Annotated in this window: 20 protein-coding genes; 13 read left to right on the plus strand and 7 right to left on the minus strand. The window is 52.2% G+C overall.

All coding sequences use genetic code 11. The annotated features are described in order from the left end of the window. Positions 1-2: 2 nt before the first annotated feature. Positions 3-593 (minus strand): hypothetical protein, encoded by a 591-nt coding sequence (locus CVV30_02810; GenBank protein ID PKL70306.1) that lies wholly within the window; start codon positions 591-593, stop codon positions 3-5. A 98-nt stretch (positions 594-691) separates the two neighbouring features. Between CVV30_02810 and ychF the strand changes: the two genes are divergently transcribed. The 6 genes from ychF to CVV30_02840 all read left to right on the plus strand — a co-directional run bounded on the left by ychF (position 692) and on the right by CVV30_02840 (position 6,906). Continuing rightward, positions 692-1,861 carry a redox-regulated ATPase YchF gene (gene ychF, locus CVV30_02815; protein ID PKL70307.1) on the plus strand — a complete coding sequence of 390 codons (1,170 nt, stop codon included), beginning with the start codon at positions 692-694 and terminating at the stop codon, positions 1,859-1,861. A gap of 190 nt (positions 1,862-2,051) precedes the next feature. Beyond that, complete coding sequence (locus tag CVV30_02820; protein PKL70308.1) at positions 2,052-2,408, plus strand: hypothetical protein; 357 nt, start codon at positions 2,052-2,054, stop codon at positions 2,406-2,408. 286 nt (positions 2,409-2,694) lie between these two features. Beyond that, the gene (locus tag CVV30_02825; protein PKL70947.1) at positions 2,695-3,015 is read left to right on the plus strand and encodes a hypothetical protein; all 321 of its coding nucleotides are present in this window, start codon (positions 2,695-2,697) and stop codon (positions 3,013-3,015) included. Positions 3,016-3,202: 187 nt separating this feature from the next. Next, positions 3,203-3,598: a hypothetical protein gene (locus tag CVV30_02830; protein PKL70309.1), complete on the plus strand. Its 396-nt coding sequence runs from the start codon at positions 3,203-3,205 to the stop codon at positions 3,596-3,598. Between the two features lie 985 nt (positions 3,599-4,583). After that, positions 4,584-5,885 carry a hypothetical protein gene (locus tag CVV30_02835; GenBank protein ID PKL70310.1) on the plus strand — a complete coding sequence of 434 codons (1,302 nt, stop codon included), beginning with the start codon at positions 4,584-4,586 and terminating at the stop codon, positions 5,883-5,885. A 238-nt stretch (positions 5,886-6,123) separates the two neighbouring features. Beyond that, positions 6,124-6,906: a hypothetical protein gene (locus CVV30_02840; GenBank protein PKL70311.1), complete on the plus strand. Its 783-nt coding sequence runs from the start codon at positions 6,124-6,126 to the stop codon at positions 6,904-6,906. A 479-nt stretch (positions 6,907-7,385) separates the two neighbouring features. On the opposite strand, the gene recQ is transcribed toward CVV30_02840, so the two are convergent. Together recQ and CVV30_02850 are read right to left on the minus strand one after the other, a co-directional pair. Beyond that, the gene (gene recQ, locus CVV30_02845) at positions 7,386-9,173 is read right to left on the minus strand and encodes a DNA helicase RecQ (GenBank protein PKL70312.1); all 1,788 of its coding nucleotides are present in this window, start codon (positions 9,171-9,173) and stop codon (positions 7,386-7,388) included. Between the two features lie 93 nt (positions 9,174-9,266). Beyond that, complete coding sequence (locus CVV30_02850) at positions 9,267-9,758, minus strand: hypothetical protein (protein PKL70313.1); 492 nt, start codon at positions 9,756-9,758, stop codon at positions 9,267-9,269. Between the two features lie 176 nt (positions 9,759-9,934). Between CVV30_02850 and CVV30_02855 the strand changes: the two genes are divergently transcribed. Together CVV30_02855 and CVV30_02860 are read left to right on the plus strand one after the other, a co-directional pair. Further along, a complete protein-coding gene (locus CVV30_02855; protein ID PKL70314.1) occupies positions 9,935-10,687 on the plus strand; it encodes a metallophosphoesterase in 753 nt (250 codons plus the stop codon). Between the two features lie 155 nt (positions 10,688-10,842). Continuing rightward, complete coding sequence (locus CVV30_02860; GenBank protein PKL70315.1) at positions 10,843-11,037, plus strand: hypothetical protein; 195 nt, start codon at positions 10,843-10,845, stop codon at positions 11,035-11,037. A 190-nt stretch (positions 11,038-11,227) separates the two neighbouring features. On the opposite strand, the gene CVV30_02865 is transcribed toward CVV30_02860, so the two are convergent. Genes CVV30_02865 through CVV30_02875 form a run of 3 tightly spaced genes read right to left on the minus strand, consistent with a single transcriptional unit; the run spans position 11,228 to position 13,865 of the window. Further along, on the minus strand, positions 11,228-12,523 hold the full coding sequence (locus CVV30_02865; protein PKL70316.1) for a hypothetical protein: 1,296 nt from the start codon (positions 12,521-12,523) through the stop codon (positions 11,228-11,230). A 47-nt stretch (positions 12,524-12,570) separates the two neighbouring features. Beyond that, a complete protein-coding gene (locus CVV30_02870; GenBank protein ID PKL70317.1) occupies positions 12,571-13,077 on the minus strand; it encodes a nicotinamide-nucleotide adenylyltransferase in 507 nt (168 codons plus the stop codon). Next, positions 13,074-13,865, minus strand: coding sequence for a phosphoribosylaminoimidazole carboxylase (locus CVV30_02875; protein PKL70318.1), 792 nt, complete (start codon positions 13,863-13,865; stop codon positions 13,074-13,076). The genes CVV30_02870 and CVV30_02875 overlap by 4 nt, the downstream gene beginning before the upstream one ends. Positions 13,866-13,916: 51 nt before the next feature. On the opposite strand from CVV30_02875, the gene CVV30_02880 reads away from it, so the two are divergent. From CVV30_02880 to CVV30_02900, 5 genes are all read left to right on the plus strand, one after another. Beyond that, the gene (locus CVV30_02880; protein ID PKL70319.1) at positions 13,917-14,237 is read left to right on the plus strand and encodes an ABC transporter permease; all 321 of its coding nucleotides are present in this window, start codon (positions 13,917-13,919) and stop codon (positions 14,235-14,237) included. Positions 14,238-14,272: 35 nt separating this feature from the next. Next, positions 14,273-15,505, plus strand: coding sequence for a histidine--tRNA ligase (locus CVV30_02885; protein PKL70320.1), 1,233 nt, complete (start codon positions 14,273-14,275; stop codon positions 15,503-15,505). After that, positions 15,492-17,294 (plus strand): DNA topoisomerase VI subunit B, encoded by a 1,803-nt coding sequence (locus CVV30_02890; protein ID PKL70321.1) that lies wholly within the window; start codon positions 15,492-15,494, stop codon positions 17,292-17,294. The genes CVV30_02885 and CVV30_02890 overlap by 14 nt, the downstream gene beginning before the upstream one ends. Continuing rightward, a complete protein-coding gene (locus tag CVV30_02895; protein PKL70322.1) occupies positions 17,287-18,375 on the plus strand; it encodes a DNA topoisomerase VI in 1,089 nt (362 codons plus the stop codon). Before CVV30_02890 ends, CVV30_02895 begins: the two co-directional genes overlap by 8 nt. 94 nt (positions 18,376-18,469) lie before the next feature. After that, positions 18,470-19,510 (plus strand): hypothetical protein, encoded by a 1,041-nt coding sequence (locus CVV30_02900; protein ID PKL70323.1) that lies wholly within the window; start codon positions 18,470-18,472, stop codon positions 19,508-19,510. Between the two features lie 41 nt (positions 19,511-19,551). Here the strand turns inward: CVV30_02900 and CVV30_02905 are convergent, their stop codons facing one another. After that, the gene (locus CVV30_02905) at positions 19,552-20,736 is read right to left on the minus strand and encodes a hypothetical protein (GenBank protein PKL70324.1); all 1,185 of its coding nucleotides are present in this window, start codon (positions 20,734-20,736) and stop codon (positions 19,552-19,554) included. Positions 20,737-20,754: the final 18 nt, after the last annotated feature.

The raw sequence follows: 20,754 nt of genomic DNA on the forward strand, positions 1-20,754 counted from the left end.
GATCAACGGTTCCTTGGCATGGCCACGATCTCGCGCACCTGGAGATCGAAGAAGTTTCCGGTGTGCGCAGGCTTAATCACACAGACCGTATCTGCACCACTCGCGGTACCGCCGACCGCGATGACCTCTTCACTAATGCCGATGGCACCCTGGTCAGCAGCAATGAGAATGCATTCGACTGCGACCTTGAGCCCGACAGCAACCGTGCGCCGGAGGGATTCAGCGATTGCATCGGAGCGCGACCCGCCGCCGATCTTGGGTGAGCGGGAGATTGCCCGTTCCAGTCCCGAGAGCGCGTGCGTGCCGGTCACAATCTTCACACCCTGTCCGCGCAGCCGGTCTGCGATCTCCTGCGAGAACTCCCACTCACCGGGTTTTGCAAAGCCCATGACATGCGAGACAACGATGAGGTTCAGGCCCGATCCTTTCATGGCAGTGAAGAAGACTTCCGCCGTTGCGCCGGAGGTGCTCGCAACCACGATGGTTTTGAGGCTGAGTTCTTTGGCGCGCTCAATGGCAAACCGGGCAGCATCGGCAGTATTTGCCTCACCCGGCTTTTCGAAATACCAGATTTTCTTTTGTGTAAACGTCATAAGTACCTTTTATTAAGCCGGGATGGAAAAACTTTGTCAGATTCTTACCAGATCTTATTGATAGTTTTACGATCTATTATTCACACAAGGAGCCAGATATGATTACCCTAGCGCTTGCAGGCAAACCAAACTGCGGAAAATCCACGTTTTTTAAGGCCGCTACCATGGCAAACGTCGAGATTGCCAACTATCCTTTTACGACCATCAACCCGAACTTCGGTGTCGGGTACGTGCGGGCAAAGTGCCCGTGCCATGACCTCAAGCTCACCTGCACGCACTGCGTGGATGGCAACCGGTTCGTTGCGGTGAACTTAATCGATGTAGCCGGTCTCGTGCCCGATGCCCACAAGGGCAAGGGCCTGGGCAACCAGTTCCTCGACAACCTCCGGCAGGCGGATGCGATCCTCCACGTGATCGACGCGAGCGGCGGCACTGACAGCGAGGGTAACCCGGTGGGCGTGGGCAACCATGACCCGGCAGAAGATATCAAGTTCCTCATCTACGAGATGACGATGTGGGTCCACGGGATCCTGGACAAGCACTGGACCCGGATCAGCCGGCAGTCGCAGGGCAAGGGATCGGCTATCGAGCTGGGCATTGCAGAGACGTTTGTTGGCCTTGGCATCACCACGGAAGATGTGCGCGATATCGAACTGGAACTCAAGATCGACTTAGTCCATGCATCGATTGAGGATCTCATCCCCCTCTGCGCAGAGATCGTGAAGATCTCAAAACCGATGCTGGTCATCGGCAACAAGATCGATGAGACGCCCGAGGCGCTGCGCACGAAACTCGCAGCCGCCAAGGTAGCATTTGTGAGCGCGGCCTCTGAACTTGCGCTTCGTAATGCAGCGGGTGCGCACATGATCCAGTACCTGCCGGGCGATGAGGAGTTTAAGATCGCCAATGAAGGCACGCTGACTGCGCCCCAGAAGGCCGGGCTCGCGAAGATTGCGGAACTGATGAAGCAGAACCATGGCACGGGCGTGCAGCAGGCCATCAACCGGGCAGTCTACGAGTTACTCGATATGATCGTTGTCTACCCGGTAGAAGATGAGAACCACTTCTGCAACAAGCAGGGCGATGTGCTGCCCGATGCGTTCCTGATGAAGAATGGCTCGACCCCCCACGATCTCGCGTTCCAGGTGCACACGGATATCGGTAAGGGATTCCTGTATGCAGTGGATGCCCGGACCAAGATGCGCATCAAGGAAAATCACATTCTCAAGAACGGCGACATCATCAAGATCGTGAGTGCGGCCAAGTAGGGAAATCATTTTTCTCTGATAGAGAAGGAAATTTTTTTTTATTTTGTTGATTAGCCGAAAGTGCCGGTTTTTTTCATGCAAATTCCTGAACGATGCATGCTCCGGATAACCGTTTACTCTGCGGAAGATTCCCGGCAAAAGTGATTTGATGGAATATACAGAATAACCAGTCGGGATTATAGGTACTGCTATGGTGTTGCACAATCTCGAACATCGTGCAGAAAAACTTCTGCCACAAAAGGAATTTTATAAGCGCCTCATGTGGTTTGGTCTCCTGTCGCTGGGTATCATCCTCCTGTCTCTGGGCGTGGGAATCCTGGGATATATGTCATTTGAGGGCCAGGACCTGATCGATGCCTTCCTCAATGCCGCGATGCTCATGGGGGGCATGGGGCCGGTCAATGTACTGAATACCAGTGGAGGAAAGATCTTTGCAGGACTTTACGCGATGTACTGCGGGTTTATCCTGATATTTTCCGTTGCAATTTTCATGACGCCCATATTCCACCGCCTGCTCCACCGGTTCCACCTGGAAGGAAGGGAATAACTGCATTCGTTCCCCCTCCTTCCGGAACATCCTCCCCATTTCGGGATATACAGCACTGGCAGGGATCTCACGATTCAAATGCCGGGGTCCTGCGGCGCAGTATCCCGATCCGCCCGTCAGAGTATGACGGGTGTCATACAATTGTCAGACAATCCAGCCGCTCTTTGCAAAAACAGCGGCAAAAAATCCCTTTTTCTGGCTGAAAACAGCATTTTCCCCGCAAGCCTTATATAATGAAAATTCGAACAGGAGAAATACCTAGAAAAAAATGGTAGGAGGTGAAGTCATGAGTGGAGAAATATACCAGGCACAGGTGATTCGGAATTTCTTTGAGTGCATCACAGGAACCGACCGGAACTTAACCCGCATCTACATGTGCGTAATGAGTCTTGCAAAACTCCGTATGGAGTCTCCCGAGAGAATGTCGGCCCTTGTCGACCAGCTCAGGAAGAGCAAGATGCAGAAGGAGTTGTCCGTTGACATCCTCGATTACATGTGCGATGCAGCGAACCAGATCGAACTCAGTATGGTCCAGACCGCGTTCGGTGTCAAGGATATCCGTGAAGTTGCTCAGGACTTCGGCGGTATTAGTATGGACAGTTTATAATCTTTTTTTTGGCTGGTTTTGAGGTAAGATTTTCGTTAAGCCTGTCGTTTTTTCTTTTAATAGGTTTTATGTACGAGGTGTGGATTGCGATCGGTTTTTTCAACCTTTGTAATGAATCATCTTTTTTTTTTAATATTATTGAGTTAAAACGCTAGCTTGATTATATCGTAGACTATTTTACATTCATATGTCAACTGGCACGACTTCCACACCAATAAAAGATTTTATCAAATCAGCACTGTTGCAAATTAAGGAGGCACTCCCTAATGATGCAAGAATAGATGGTGTCATAAATATTGAATTGTCTACTGTTGTTCAAAAGGGAAAAGGTGGAAAATTTGATATTAATGTTGTAAATTTTGGTGCAGATGTATCTGAAAATCAAACACAAAAAATCTCTATACCAATACGAATACTTACAGAAACTGGTCTTACTGTCGAAGCTGCATTAAAGGCAAAGGCAGAGTCCAAAAAAACTCGATCTGAAGCTGATAGAATTGCTGATGAACAAAGAATTGAAGAATTAAAACAGCCACGAGCACTTCCTGATCTTTCAATGGCATCATTTGGTGGAATAAAATAAGATTTTAATCTCAACTCTGTGGAATGATTGTCTACAAGTGTCAGATGCCATCCTCAAATACGATGCCCCCGCCGCGCCCGAAGGGGCGCCCCCGCGCCGGTTCAGGAACCGGCATCCCCATTAAACCGCCCCGCCCAGCGACCCCCCGCAGGGGGGGCTCCCTCATTTTTTCAAATGCCTACCAACAAACAAACCAAAAGGGGGGGGAGGTACCCTGTCCAAACTTCGAGAGGGGGATACCTACCCCACCCACCCCCACTCCAAAACCCGAGAGGGGGATACCGGCCCTGCCTACCCCCACTCTTACGAAAGACAGGGTACCACCCCCCTCCGGTTGCACGCACCCGGCTACGGTTTCCGCTGGAGTCATGACTGAACTTCCCTTTCCTCACACAAAATAAAAAGGGGGGACCCCCCCACTCAAAAGTACGAGAGGGGGTACCCTACCCCCCTGTCCAAAAAGAGAGTGGGGGTATACCCACCCCCTCTCCAAAAAACGAGGGGGGGATACCTGCCCTGCCTACCCCCCCTCCAAAGTAAGAGGGGGGGTCCCCCTCCCCCCCTGTCGTACGAAATAATTCTCCCTTTGCCGCATGAACCGGAGCAGTGGTTCGCGTGGAGTCACGACGGAGATGGTATCGCACGGCCGGGTGTCCGGAACGGAGGATACCCCCTCTCATTGCCAAGACAGGGTACCACCCCCTCCCCCCCTCCAAAAAATGAGGGGGGGATACCCGCCTTACCTACCCCCCCTCCAAAGTAAGAGAGGGGGTCCCCCCACCCCCACTCTTGCGCAAGACAGGGTACCCCCCTTGTTATGCGATCGGTCAACCTTGCTTGAACCAGGACAGGGACACCCTGTCAGTCCAGCACCGGGAATCGTCCCGGAAAAACAGATTCCGCGTGCATGACAACCGAGACGGCTAAATCCTCTTCGTTTCTAAAAAATAGTTTTAATTGCAGTCCGTGATATACTCTCAGAAAAATGATGTATTTCTTTGAGATTTTTATCATTCTTGTCCTAATCATACTCAACGGCATCTTTGCCATGTCTGAATTTGCCCTCATTTCGGCCAAAAAATCCCGCCTTCAGCAGCGGGCAGATGATGGGGATACCCAGGCAGCAGCTGCACTTGAACTCGTGAATGAACCCACACAGTTCCTCTCGACCGTGCAGATCGGAATTACCCTTGTGGGTATCTTAGCCGGTGCATTCGGTGGTGCCACGGTTGCTGAAGGACTCTCGGCATACCTTAAAGAATTCCCGGTATTTGCACCCTATAGTTATCTCCTGAGTATCGTTCTTGTGGTACTGGTAATTACCTACCTGACCTTAATCTTCGGCGAACTCGTCCCAAAACGCCTTGCGCTGAATAATGCTGAAAATATCGCATCCCTTATCGCAAAACCCATGCTGCTCCTTTCTTTTATCGCAGCGCCACTGGTGATCATTCTCAGCCATTCGACCGATGCCGTTCTCCGGGTCCTGCGGTTCCATAAAGTTGCTGAGCCCTCGTTAACCGAAGAAGAGATCAAGATTATGCTTGCGGAAAGCACCAAAGCCGGTGTATTCGAGAAGGCCGAACTGAGCATGGTTGAGGGGGTATTTGACCTTGGGGACCGTCGTGTTGAATCCGTAATGACCCATCGTTCCGATCTCATTGCGCTCGACTTAAATGATCCCGTTTCTGAGAACCTGCGGAAAATGACGAAAAGCGGCCGATCACATTTTCCGGTATATGAAAGGGAACTGGACAATATTATCGGCATGGTGTCGGTAAAGGATGTTCTGGCCCGGATGGTGGATAGTGGCATTCCCGATATCAGGGCCTCGATAACAAAACCGCACTTTGTCCCGGAAGCGATAAAAGTCTTAAAACTCCTCGAATCATTCAGGCAATCCGGCGAGCATATCGCACTGGTTACGGATGAATACGGTAGCATCCAGGGCGTCATCTCCCTGCATGATATCCTTGAAGAGATCATAGGCGAGGTCCGTTCACCCGGAGAACCGGAGGATACTCCGGTTGTGGTGCGGGAGGATGGCTCATGGCTGATCAACGGGCATACACCGGTTGAAGATATCCGGAATATCTTATCGGTGGCATCCTTTCCCGGAGAGGGATCGGGACATTACCGGACCCTTGCCGGGCTGATCCTGTTCATCCTTGAGCGGATCCCAAAAACCGGCGATCACATCGAAGTTGACGGGTTGCGCTATGAAATCGTGGATATGGATGGTAACCGGATTGACAAGGTGCTGGTCACGCGGGTCCCCCGTCAATGAAACCGGGCGGGAGCATATCTTACCGGAAATTTTTGAGCAGATTTCGATTGAAATTTTTTTACATAAACTTTGATAAAAAAACAGTATTCTGATTTTTTTTACACGTCAGTATTCACTTAAAAATGATTTGCACCACTCCATTGCCCATTGTACCCTGCACGCTTATTCTCTATCCTGGTATCAATGCCCGCTCAAATCGCTAGAAATTTCATCCATCCCCACCAATTCCGGCATAATCATGACTTCACAGGTCAATCCCTGGAAAATCCTCATCGCTCTCATATTGATAGCCTTAGTTTTTTTTGCTTTGATGTCTTACCAGTTCGATAAAATGGCAACCCAGAGTGAGCGCCATATGTATCGCTATTCAATCGATCTCTCCTATGACACCACGATCGACAACGTGACCTTGTATCTCCCCGTCCCTGAACGAAACTCTACCCCGCTTTTCACCGAATCCCTGTTGAACGGGACTGCCTATGGAGTATCACCGGACTGGAACCTTTCGATCGTTCACGAGAACGGAACCCCCATGCTCGCGATACAGGCCGCCCGGATGGTCCCGGAATATCACGGTTACCCGATCCGGATCGAACCGGGAGCGACAGTTCTCCCGACAACCCTTGTTCCCGGTCATGAGTACTCCAGTAATACGCCAATTCTCCAGCCCGTCTCAATCGTTGCATCGGAACTGATCACTTCGGCAATCGATACCCGTTCCCCGGTTGATCATGAGCCGGTCTTTTTCCCCCGGGGAGTATTCACTCCGGGAACCGGCATCGCCACGGCATACAATGGTCCCGTGTATGACCATAAGGTCCCGGTCTATATCCGGTATACATCGGAGCGGCCTGCGGCTATCTCGCTCCGTATCGGTATCCATGGAAGTAATATGATCTGGAGAGGCGGCTGGGAGAGTAATTCCTACTCCGATAGCGTTGTTCTTGAGACCACAAACGGTACGCAGGGATGGGTAATGGGGGAGGGGAAACTCTCCACTGCGGATGGGGTATATTATTGAAAATGTTAGGGTCCGGGGTGTGAGATGGAGGTCCGCTTGCTGGAGATGGAGGTGGCCCGGTTTTGTTCCCGTGGAAAGGTGCTGATGAGGCATATCTGGTACTAATCTATACCTGCATTGACTTCAATGAAAACAAGCCTGTATAGGGCTTCTTTTCCCTTTTCGATCACATTCTCCCTGCCGGAAAACCCCGCAAAATCGTTCTTTTCTGATCCTGTAAAAACGGGGACTGGTTTGCGCCCTGTTCGCTAAAATAGGGGTGGAAACGCCCTCACACGGTGGCTGTCAAGGGCATTTTTATCGGGGCTTTTTCTGCCATGTTGTTGTACCCGAATATGCCTTTCAATCCCTGCCAGAATCCCGCTATTGCCCAATAATGCGATCACGTCGGAGAGTTGAGAAATTTTGTATTAATCGACAAAAAGGTGAGGCAGGTATTTTTCGTTTTGACCGCCCGACAATCCCACAGAAAAAAAATTTCACCCTTTTCTTATCTCTTCCATAAATTCCGGCCCGTACTTCCCCAGCTTGTATTCCCCGACACCGGAGATCAGGGAAAAACTCTCCCGGTCCCCGGGCCGGGTGCAGGCCATCTCATGCAGGCTCTTGTCCGGGAAGATGACATAGGGCGGCACACCGTTCCGGTCCGCGATTGCCTTGCGCAGGGATTTCAGGCGCAGGAACAATGCGGAATCTTCAGCGCTCGCGCTTGCCATGGATACGGCCGGTGCACGCTTTGCAGTCTCGCGTTCAGGAACCGGCAGCATGACCCGCGCCCGTCCCTTGAGCAGTTCCTCGCTCCTTCCGGTACAGCCGATCACCGGGTACTTGTCGCCCGTCCGGTCAAGGTATCCCTGCCGGACCAACTCGTTGATCCACGTCCGGTACTGGGCCTTGCTGTACTTTTTCCCGGAACCATAGGCCGGCAGGATGTCGAGCTTATAATCCTGGATCTTTGTGCTCTTTGAACCGCGGAGCACATCAGAGATCAGTTCAATGCCGAACCGGGAGGGCAGCTGCTTGACGCAGCCGACAATCATCGCTGCCGGTTCGGTGCAGTCGATCATATCGGGCGGATGATCGCAGTTGTCGCACGATGCGCAATTTTCTTCGGTATATTCCTCGCCAAAATAGTTGAGAAGGAATTTCCGCCGGCATGTCGTGGTCTCGCAGTACTCCGTCACGTCCTGCAGTTTTTTGAGCGCCAGCCGGAGATTCCGTTCGCCCGCATCGTCATGCTCCAGCATGGAGCGGACCCGCGAGTAATCCCCCCGGCTGTAGAGCAGGACGCACTCGCTGTACTGGCCGTCGCGCCCCGCCCGCCCGGTCTCCTGGTAATAGGATTCCACGGTCTTGGGCAGATCGAAATGGATCACATACCGTACATCGGGCTTGTCGATGCCCATGCCAAACGCAACGGTGGCACAGACTACCTGTATCGCATCGCGGATGAATGCGTCCTGGACTTTTTCCCGGACCGGTTTCGAGAGCCCTGCGTGATAGGCCTGCGCCTTGAACCCGCGTTTCTGGAGATCGGCTGCAATATCTTCGGTCTCTTTCTTGCTCATGCAGTAGATGATGCCGGCATCATTGCGGTGCTGGCCTACGTAATTGGCAAGAAAGATCATCGCGTTCTTCTTCGGGATGATCCGGTACTGGAGATTTTTCCGGTTGAAACTGCCGATAAATTCCTGTGCGTGCGACAACCCGAGTTGCTCGCGGATATCCCGGCGCACTTCGGGAATTGCCGTTGCCGTTAATGCCACGAGCGGCACGGCCGGAAAGACTTTTTTCAGCTGGGCCAGCTGCCGGTATTCCGGCCGGAAGTTGTGGCCCCATTCCGAGATGCAGTGCGCTTCATCGATAGCGATGAGATGTATCGGCGACACCTTGAGCGATTCCAGGAAATTGGGCTGCATGCATTTTTCGGGAGATATGAACAGCAGCCGGAGCGTTCCTTCTTTGAGCTCGCTCTCGATCCGGGTCCGGTCGCGGTAATCCAGCGAACTGTTGTACGCAGCCGCAGGAATTCCCCGGGCATTTAGATCGTCGACCTGGTCCTTCATGAGCGAGATAAGCGGGGAGATGACGACCGTGAGCCCGCCAAGGTACAATGCCGGCAACTGGTAGCAGAGCGATTTTCCACCGCCGGTTGCCATGATCGCGAGCGTGTCGTTGCCGTTTAAGACAGATTCGATGATCTCCTTCTGGTGGGGCAGGAACTCCCGGTAGCCCCAGTATTTTTTCAAGAGTTCATCGGTTTTCATCGCAGGTACCTAAAAAGAATGGTGAGGAAAATGAGTGGGAAATAGTTCGCCGGATCGCTACAAGAACCTATCACAAAAAAGAAACGCAGTGCTTTATTTGATCCCGAGCGCTTTTTTGTAACCTGCCAGCAGTCGTACAATATATTTCCGGTGTTCCCCCATGGCCCCTTCATCCTCAGGAGAAGCAATGAGTGCGGCTACGTACACCAGGACAAGCGCATTGTCCAGCTCAAGCGTCCCGGGATCTTCAACCGTATCCGGAGCAAGGGTGATCGCAATATACCTGCGCTCCTGTTCATCGAACTGTCGTGCCATATCGGCAGTTACCTTCGAATTATCGAGGTCCTCTGCATTCGCGAGAACAATTGCAAGCGCTTTTTTCAGTGCAGCATATGCCCCGCTATGAGCCGGATTCGCTCCCGCACCCAGTAATCCGATGGCATGCGAGCATTCCCGGGCCGCGTTGGCATAGAGACCGAACCGGAATGCAAGAAAGGCAGATGCGATCTCATGGGCAGTTGTATCGGGAATATCGTCGAGTTCGGTTCGGAGTCGCTTGATATAGTCATTGAGAAATTGTTCCATGCGGTCAGATCGCTCCTGTCAGGTTATACTAAAATGATTATTGATAATTCCTTACCTAATTTTTAGAATCACTCTGACATGAACATATCCCAATGATCGGCTGAAGTTTGTGATGTGTATAACCCGGACCATCAGAGGATTATTAGGACATGAAGTGCCAACATAGAGAAACCGGTATGGGTGCAGTAATATTTTCTGATGTGCATGCCGATGCAGGAGCGATTGCCGCGCTATCTGCATGTATCCGCATGCCGTCATTCCTGGAAACCTTTGGCCCTGTAGACCGGGTCATCAATCTCGGGGACATACTCCATCGGGGGGATCACCCGGCAGAAGCACTTGAAAAGATCCATACCCTTTCCCGCGAGTATAAGCTCGTATCGGTGATGGGCAATCACGACCATGCCTATCTCCACGGGCTTATGGTCAGCGGGAGCGATGCAGCGAGCATGTACCGCCATGAACAGCTGCGGGATTCACCCCTCCTCTCGATATTTGAACGGATGCCCATGGAATGGTCGGACAACGGGATGCTTTTCGTTCACGGGGGGCCGCTGGAGTTAGGGACCCAGACCCTCCAGCTCAAATGCTGGCAGCGGCTTTCTCACCAGGCAGGAGAATCATTTACCGGGTATCATTATACTGCGGACATGGCATTCGATGCCCTGCAGGCACGGGGATTGACCCATCTCTGCTGCGGGCACCAGCATACGCACATCTGCTGCCGGAAAACCCCGCAGGGGATCGAGCAGTACCCTCTTGACTTCCAGCCGCTCCCGCTGAAAAAAAAGGGAGGGAGCCTGAAGCTTGAAGTGGCAAGGGTTCCTCTTGACCTGCCGACTATCAACCGGCTGGGTGGCTGCCATGGAAGCGAACCGGAATTTGCCTACACTGATTATTCCACGTTTTCCTATATCCGGATTGTCTGACCCACATGTTTTTTCTTTTTTACCCGCCGGTTATCCGGCGTGAAGATACCGGAACTCGCTGATTTGCGACCGCTTTGACCATTGTATATAAAGTCAGACACGTATTAGGATTTTTTATGGGTTATATTTATATAACGTGACCACAGAGTGGTATTATGCCTCGTGCAGGCGAGGGACGTTCGATCCGCATCGATCCTGAGGTGTATGAGGCGCTGCTCGTATTGAAACGAGGGAATATGACGTTCTCAGATGTCATTGCCCAGATGCTCCAGGAAAGCTATGGATGGTCGGAAAATTTCCCGGCAAACCAGAGCGATCTGACAGACTTTGTGGAGATCAATGCGCGCTAACCCATTGAAGGGGTTGTCCCAACGGATCAGTCCCTGCAAAATTCTATCGGAGGCAGGAAGAAAGAAGTACCGAAAATCTCACCCTCGATAAGCTAAAACCAGCGTATCGGGACAACCGATGAGATGTTTAGCGGATCTTGATGAAAATGGAAATGAAACCTGATGGCAGGAATGAACCGGTTGCAAACCCTCATACCGGTGCATTCGCGTCTGCCTGAAATTGCACGTCTACCCCAATAATCTCCCCAATCTTTTTTCTGATTTCTTCAGTTTCGACCGGGATCTTTTCGATAGTTTTAGCTTTCCAGTCAACAAGTTCGCTAAGAACCTGTTGTTCTTTTTCGAGCATACTGTTGAGCTGGGTCTTTTCCCGCGCCAGTGAATTTGCCCGGACAACCATGGTGTGTGCAGATACCGCGGTCTCGGCAAGCCGGCAGGCTTCATCGCAGGCAGACAGTTCAGCACACAGTGCCGACATCAGGGTGCAGAATTCATCGGAATCGGAAAAAATTTCACGTTCTTCACGGTTTTTTAAGGGAATATCCCCGGCTGCAATCATCCGTTGCGCTACCGGGCACGCCGCGGCAAGTGCGGTTTTCAGCGCCAGAGTGTCCGGCAGGTCATGATCCGAGAGTATTTCGATTGCCTGCCGGATGGCTGCGACCTCTCCTCCGGAAAGATGCTGTTTTCCTGCAATCTTTTCTGCTTTCCTGAAAACGTGGGAAGCGGTCATGGACCGTGCGGCATAGTTCCGGGTGACTTCATTGCGGGTCTTCTCTTTTTCAGCAAGCACTGACCTGCATTCGTTTACGGCAAGGTTGCCTTCCGCATCCGCTGCAAGCGCAGCTTCTTCGCGTTCGATTGCCCCGGTGCGTGTCGTGATCTCATCGATGCGTGCCGTGATACGGCGCTCTTTCTCTCCGGAACGTTCCAGGTCCTCCTGCATATCCTTCACGGACTGGTAGAGGGTTCGTACCGCTTCAACCGCCCCTTCCTGCTTCCGGTACGTTGCGAGTGCGGTGGTCAGGATATTCAACTCCTTTCCCATCCCATCGATCGCCATCTTTACCGCTTTCATCTCATCAGGAAATACTGCCTGTAAGTATCGTCCCCGGCCACGGTTGCTGTTGATGCAGGATTTCAGGCATTCAACAGCATCGGTATAGAATTCCTCAATATCCTCCGAAAGGGGTTTTTCAAGGGAGGCATTCATTGCTTTTACATACAGCGGGAGGGTATTTTTTGCAACGGCCCTGAGTTTCGGGTGGAGAGCGGGATCCTGTTCGGAACCGGAGATACTGTTGACAATGTGCTGCAGCTGTGCAGCGGAATTCCTGATTACCTGCATCGGATCCCGGGCTGCATCTTCAAGAGCCGTCCGGGCGGTCTTTTCCTTCTCATCAGTCCACGCAGGAATTGTATTGAAAGCAATAACCAGAGGTTCTGGTTTTTTCGGGTTCAGGAGATTTTTTATGAACTTATACATGGTTTTTCCTGTATCTGTTTCTTATCGGTGAAGCCTGCTGTGATGACTTAATCGTCGCGTGCTATCTGGCAAAGTCGTTCAGCACCGTCAATTTCCTTAATTACCTGCACAACTGCCGGTGGCAGGAGTTGCTTCCAGGGTTTGCCGGTGAGCATGCGCTCGCGAATTTTTGTCCCGCTGAGCGTGTCGCGCTCATACATTGCCGGGGACTGGACTTTTACCCCGGCTTCGGTAAAGAGCCGGACTACCAGCGGGTTTGAAGAGTAACAGCAATCGAAGGGCGGTGTCATCGATCGGACATGTGCCACCCAGAGTGCGTTGCGTTGGATATCCTCGATCGGGATCACGTAATAGGGACAGCCCAGCGATTCAAGCGCCCGGGTGATCATGAGCACGCGTTCCCCGGCGGTAAACGGGTTGTCTACCTGGTGGGAGAGTTGTGCGCTGCCGATCCCAATCACGATCTCATCGACTTCTTCTGCAATGTGTTCGAGTACCTCATGGTGCCCGTTGTGATAGGGCTGGAACCGTCCGATGTAAAAACCCCTTTTCATGCCTGCCCTCCCTGTGCACCCGCACCCATATTTGCAACCCGCGCAGCAAACGCGCCTGCGGTAAAACCGGCATCGATATTGACGACCGTGATGACCGAGCAGGATTGGAGCATGCTCGCAAGCGCGGCCCGTCCTTCGCCCATGTACCCGTAGCCAACGCTGACCGGTACGCCGATTACCGGTTTGTCCACAATTCCGGCAACAATGGAGGGAAGTGTCCCTTCGCGCCCGGCACAGACCACAAACACATGCGCATCGAGAAGCGGTTTTAATGCCGGGAAGAGGCGGTGGATGCCGGCCGCGCCAACATCGTAGGCAGTCCGCACCGTGCAGCCCATCTCTTCGGCAATGATCTTTGCCTCTTCGGCTACCCGGATATCGGATGTGCCTGCGGTGATGATAGCGACAATGCCGCCCGTTGATTTGACCGGAACGCCATTGGACAGGACAAGCACGCGGCCGGTCTCGCGGTATTCTGTGGCAATGTTCCTGCTTTTGGCAAAGGACTGGATGTGGGTAACCTGTTCGGAGCTTACCCGGGTGATCACACAGCGCCCGGTTGTTTCTGCATGCCGCACGGCAATCTCTGCGAGATGCGCGGTATCCTTGCCCTCAGCCAGGATCACTTCCGGCATGCCGCACCGCACGCCCCTTCCCAGGTCGATACAGGCAAACTCCCCCACGTGTTCGAGGCGGAGCCCTTCAATCACCTGAGCTGCCTCATCAAGGGAGCACTCCCCGTTCTTGTAGCGCGAGAGAATATCCTGCACGGACTGGTTTGGTGGCATGGTTTTGACAATACAGATATGGAACGGCGTATAATAAGTTAGTTCATAGCCATGTCCTATCTGATCTATGTTGCCATGTTCGGCGCTGCTGCGGTCCTCTTCCTCTGGCTGCGGGACGCACGGATCTTTTTCAGGTCGGGTCTCCCCGGTTACCGGAAGGCGGCGTATCATGGCGTGGGATACGGGGCCCTGGCATCGCTTGGCTGTGCCTTTACTCTCACGATGCCCAATTTTGAATTACTTGGCCTTGGCATGATCCTTGCTGCCATGTACCTGCAGGGAAGAATCGAGCGGGAGAAGGTCTGGGGAAAGGAAGACACCTTCACCCGGTTCATTGGCAGCGTGCCGAGACCCAGGGCGAATAAGAAATAACGATTGCAAACAAAAACAGATTAAGGATTTTTACCATGCTCCAGAAACCGAGAGGAACGCGGGATTTTTTACCGGATGAGATGGAGGCGCGGCGCGCTGTCGAAAGAAAGCTGCGCGAGGTTGCGCGCTGCTACGGGTACCGGGAAGTCTGCACTCCCGAGTTTGAGGATCTCGAACTGTTCACCGCGCGATCCGGGGAAGGTATCATCGATGAGATGTATGTTTTTGAGGATAAGGGTGGCAGGAAGCTTGCCCTTCGCCCGGAGATCACCGCTGCGGTGATCCGGATGTACATCAACGAGGCAAAGGTCGCCCCCAAGCCCCTGCGCTGGTGTTATTTTGCCGATTGTTTCCGGTACGAGCGCCCCCAGAAGGGCCGGTACCGCCAGTTCTGGCAGTTCGGGGTCGAGCTGATCGGTGCGGACACGGCCGCGGCTGATGCGGAGACGATCATGCTTGCGTCCGATATGCTCAACGCAACCGGTGTCACGTACGAGCTGAAAGTCGGTCATCTCTCGTTCATGAAGAATCTCGTCAAGGATCTCGAACCGGCCATGCAGCGAAAGGTGCGGGCACATCTTGACAAGAAGGATTTCGATGGGCTGAATGTCACGCTTGAATCTTTAAACCGGACGGACCTTGCAGCCTCGCTCGCGGCACTGGTCGGCACCCGTGACCTTGCGGAAGCGTTCGAGATTGCGGGGGTAATTCCGGAGAAAGAACGGTTCGAGAAGACGGTTGGATCGCTTGATGCAGCCGGGGTAAAATATAGCCTCAACTTTGGCATTGCGCGTGGACTGGATTACTATACCGGGATGGTCTTTGAGGGATTTGCGCAGAACCTCGGGGCCGAGAACCAGATTATGGGAGGAGGGACGTACCGGCTTGCCCATCTCTTTGGCGGCGATGACGTGGCCTCCTGTGGTTTTGCCATCGGGTTTGACCGCGTGATGGTCTCGCTTGGCGATGTCCAGCCGGCTGTTGTTCCCATTGTCGGACTTGTCTGCACAAGCGAAGGGCGCAACCGAGCGCTCGAAGTTGCAAAGGCATTGCGCGATGCAGGCATCCGCACAGAAATGGATCTCATGGAGCGCGGACTGGGGGCGCAACTCGCTCATGCTGCAAAGACTGCGAACTTTGCGATCGTGATCGGGCAGCGTGAGGCAGAGTCCGGTCAGGTTACGTTGAAAAACCTGACAACTGCCGAGCAGAAGACCGTGGATCTTGCAGCAGCCGTTGCTGAGGTGAGAGCGTTTGGTCCTCGCTGACGATCTCGCCAAGCAGCAGCGCAGCATCAGTGTCGCAGAATTTTTCGAGAAGAACAAACACCTGCTGGGTTTTGATTCTCCCACGCGGGGAGTAATTACCACCATAAAAGAAGCGGTGGACAATGCGCTGGATGCCTGCGAAGAAGCGCAGGTACTCCCGGATATTTTCATCAGCATCAAGAAAGTTTCCGGTGATATCTTCCGGATTATCGTTGAGGACAATGGCCCGGGAATCGTTCCTGCACAGGTGCCGTTCGTGTTCGGCAAGCTTCTCTACGGTTCCCGGTTCCACCAGATCCGGCAGACGCGCGGGCAGCAGGGTATCGGGATCTCTGCTGCGGTGCTCTACGCGCAGCTGACCAGCGGTGTCCCCACGGTTGTGATCTCGCGCACCGGCCACAAGGAGCCGGCTTACAAATTTGAGATCCAGATCAAGATCGAGACCAATGAACCGGATATCATTTCGCAGCAACCGATCGATTGGGACCGGATTCACGGCACCCGGGTGCAGATCGAGTTCAAGAGCACGATGTCGGCAAAAAAGAAGCTGCTCGAGTATCTCAAGTATACTTCCATTGTGAATCCCCATGCCCGCTTCCGGGTGGAGCTGGATGATGATGCGTTCACGTTCGAACGGGTAAGCCAGGAAATCCTCGCGTGCCCGATAGCGGTCAAACCCCACCCGCACGGGATCGAGTTCGGGCAACTCAAACGGATGGCCGTGGCAAGCAATGAGAAACTTGCTGATTTCCTGATGGAGAATTTCAGCCGGGTCGGGAAGAAGACTGCACAGGAGATGTGCGATAAGTCCGGCCTGAAGGCGACGGCAAAGGTATCGGGACTCTCTGCGGATCAACTTAAGGCGCTCCTTGCTGCCATGCAGGATGTCCCGGTACCTCCCCCGCTCACGGTCCAGTGTCTTTCACCCATTGGTGAGGAACTGATCCGGCGCGGGCTCGATAAGGAGTTCCAGATGGACTTTGTCGGGGCCCGCACGCGGCCCGCATCGGTCTTCTCGGGCCACTCATTCGTAGTCGAGGCGGCGATAGGGTACGGGGGCAAGCTGCCTTCCGAGGGAAATGCAATTATTCTCCGCTTTGCCAACCGTGTCCCGCTGATGTACCAGCAGGGCGCGTGCGCAATCACCCAGAGTGTTGCCAACGTGAACTGGAAATCCTATAACCTTTCCCAGCAGGGACTCCCGATGGGACCGGTGCTGATCCTGGTCCATGTTGCCTCCACCAACATTCCCTTTACCAGCGAAAGCAAGGATGCGATCGCGAGTATTCCTGAGATAGAAAAGGAGATTGTCCTTGCCCTACAGGACCTGGGACGGGATCTCAAGCTCTTTGTCTCGCGGCGGGACAAGAATAAAGTAGCCGAAGACCGGGCTCGGGCCGTCTGCGCGATCATTCCGGAGATTGCTGCAAAGGTGAGCGAGATCGTGGAAAAACCACTGGTCGATACCACGCCCATTGAAGGTAAACTGATGCGCAAGCTGATCGTGAAGAAGGGGACCGTTGATGGCCGGATTACGATTGAGCTGAACAATTATACTGCGCATGAGGTGGATGTGTCCATCTACGATATCTCACAGGACGATGCAGCCGATGCCGAGCCCAAGGCAGCATTCGTGAGCGAGATGGACGGGCAGTTTACGAAAGTCTGGAAGATGGTGATACCCTCCCAGACGGTCTCGCGCGTGATTTATACCGGTAAGGGCGGGGGGCTGCTCGATATCCGCGGGGTTGACGACAACAAGAAGATGGTGGTGGATCTCGATGTCTAAAGAGGAACTGGAAAGGAAATCGATGGCGGCCCTGCTCAGGATCGCAAGCGCCTGGTACGACCAGATGAAGGCCGGTGAGATCCCCTCCATCTCGCTGCCCACGCGGACGAAATATAATATCGAATATGATGATGTGAGCGAAGTCTGGAAATACGGTGACAAGGAGAGCATGCGCACCGCGGCCTCGGCCAAGAGCGCGACGCACCTCCTCAAGATGGCGTACGTGATCGGGTTCATCAAGCAGCAGCTGAAGGAGAACCGGTCGTCAACACTCAGGGAGATGTATTACATCTCGGAGGGCTGGAAGCGTGCGAAGTTTGGTGCTCAGGAGGAGAGCAATTTCCTTATTGAGGATCTCGAGATTATCTCTGAAGTTCCGCGCGAGGGGTTCCATCTCCATCCTGAAGAGAATGGTGCCTCTATCTATGGGCCGATGCGGATCCGGGAAGAGACACGCCGGGGCATGCGGGCGATTCACTGCCAGGATGATGTGGGGCAGGCGGGGTATACAATCCCCAACAATGTCGAGAATATCGAGTTCGTGGATCACGATGCAAAGTTTGTGATTGCTCTTGAAACGGGTGGTATGTATGACCGTCTTATCGAGAACGGGTTTGATGAGGAGCACAACGCGATTCTTGTGCACCTGAAGGGTCAGCCGGCGCGCTCGACCCGGCGCATGCTCAACAAGATCAGTACCACGTGGAATCTTCCCGTGATGGTTTTTACTGATGGCGACCCGTGGTCGTACCGTATCTTTGCCTCGGTTGCGTACGGTTCTATTAAGAGCGCGCACATGTCGGAGCTGCTGGCAACGCCTAAGGCGCAGTTCCTGGGCCTGCAGCCGAGCGATATCCGGGATTACAATTTGCCGTCCGATAAACTGTCGGACAAGGATGTTGAGGCGTTACATGCGGAGCTGACGGACCCCCGGTTTGCATCGGAGTACTGGAAGAAGCAGATCAATTTGCAGATCAGCCTGGGGCTGAAGTCTGAACAGCAGGCGTTTGCGGCACGGGGGCTGGACTTTGTTACGAAGAAGTATTTGCCGGATAGGTTAAGTGAGATGGGGATAATCTGAAAATTGAGGATAGCATGAGTTCCGGTGAGATCAATGCCCGGTTGACGTTCGGGGTATGGAGGGAGCATTTATTATCAGGTTCTGGTGAAATACCATGAGTTCCAGCTATACACTCGGTCTCTTTGCCAACATGTACCCGGCCTTTGATGGGGATTACCGGGGAATATTCATCGGGCAGATGGTCAGGGATCTGGAATTGAGGAATATTGCCGTGAAAAAGGCGGTAAAGACCTCTTCATCAGTCACCGGGTATGGTCCGTTTTTCTGGCAATCCCTGTCTCTTGCACGGGATAAGGATCTCGATCTGATACAGGCGGAATATATTCCGCACAGTAGTCTTGTTCCTGCATTATTCAAACGGGAGGATTGTCCTCTTGTCTTGAAATTTCACGGAGATGACGCCCGGATATATCCTTTTAAAAACCGTTTCAATCGGATGGTTACCTGCACGATGCTCAAGGCATCTGCCCATGTAATAACCGGAAGCGAAGAGATGCGGATTATTCTTATCGGGCTTGGAGTACAACCGGAAGATATCTCGACAATTCATACTGGCGTCGATGTATCATTTTTCACTCCCCAACCCAAAGAAAAAATCAGACCCTCTCTGGGAGTATTACCGGAATCAACAATTTTCCTTTTTGTCGGCAGACTGCATTCGTGGAAAGGGATTAGTGAAATCCTTACTGTCGCAAAGCGTTCACCCCATCTTCAGTTTTATTTTGTAGGTCCAGGAACGATTCCATCGCACCCGGGTAATTGTACCTTTTTGGGCACTCAACCTCCTGAAATGGTGAGAATGTGGATGAATGCAGCAGATTGTTTTCTTCTGCCTACTTATACCGAGTCTGTTCCCACTTCAGTCATGGAGGCGTTCGCCTGCGGGACACCTGCCATAACCAGTAATGTAGGGGGCTGTCCTGAAATTGTGGCGCCCGGTAATAATGGACTTCTGATTCCACCCAGGGATACTCAATCATTGTATGAAGCAGTCGAATGGATGAATAAGAATCCTGAAGCACGGATAAAAATGGGGGAAAATGCCCGTAAAACGGTTCTGGACAGGTATGACCATAACATATTGACTGAAAAGCTTATCTGTCTGCATCACCGTCTGATTGACTTGGGGGAATAAATTACAATGCATTGGCCATGGATTCTTATGGGGATTGGGTATCAAAGATTGAGAAGATCATAGATTTTTTTCTGTGCAACCAGGAGATCAAAATCCTCTCTTGCACGAGAATAGGCATTTTTTGAAAATGTCCTTTGCATATCAGTGTCCTGAAGTAACCGGATTATTGCCTGTGCAAGTTTTCCAGAATTATCTTCATCCACAACACAACCGCAGTGGTGTTTTTTGAAATAGCCTGAAATGAATGAGTCTGATGGTGCATGCACCAGAACAGGCTTTTTTGCTGCAAGATACTCCCCGATTTTTCCTGGTGCGGATGTTTTTATGATTTCAGGATAGGGTGAATTGAATGCCAGGGGGAGAAATAAAATGTCCGCGTCGCACTGGACTCCCGGCATCTGGTTGTTGGGGAGGTTTTTATGGATCTCCACAGGGCCTGAAATATTATTATTTTTCAGGTAACTGATGGACTGGGGCGTGTAGATATGTAATTTCAGATTCGGAATTCCCGTTTTTTTAATTGCAGATATCAGGTTGTGGAATGCGGTGAAATGAGCGTCATATATGGCGCCCGTGTAGACAATTTTCAAGTCGCCCGATATGGACGGTTTGTTCCTATCTGCATTTCGTTCATATTCTGCAAGATCAAACGGGTTATATATTACCATGGCCTGAATGCCGTATTTTTGAAAATATTCTGTCTCCATATATTCGTTGGGGACAATTACCTGGGAAGCACCGGCCAGCATTTCCCGCTCTTTCTTTTCAGAAAATTCCATCAGGACCGGATGAGTCCACTGGCGGGAGTAAAAATCGAACGTATAGAGAACAAATGGGATCCCAAGTTCTTTTCCTGCAAAGAATGCCGCTGGAGGATCGAAAAGATCTCCAGTACATCCAATAATCACTTTGCATTGTTCTTTTTGCAGAATCTTTTTGAACTGGTATATCCGTAATTTCAGGAGAATCTCAAGCAGTGCGGTCGAATGAATGAGTGATGCTGTTTTAATCAGCAACCGGATAATTTGGTAATCCGGATGCAAAAAATAGTGTTTTGCTGCAAGTTGCAGTGAACTGGTACCAAGATAATTGTACAGATGGAAATTTTTTAAGGTAATAAGGCAGTAGTTTTCCGGATCGAATTTCTTGAGTAGATGATAAAGTACGATTGACTGACCTGACTGGGTGGGTGGGAGGCCAAGTGAGATCAGGGCAAATTTTTTCATGGTGCTCAAAAAGAAATA

This window comes from Methanomicrobiales archaeon HGW-Methanomicrobiales-1, assembly GCA_002839675.1.
Classification (GTDB): Archaea; Halobacteriota; Methanomicrobia; order Methanomicrobiales; family Methanospirillaceae; genus Methanoregula.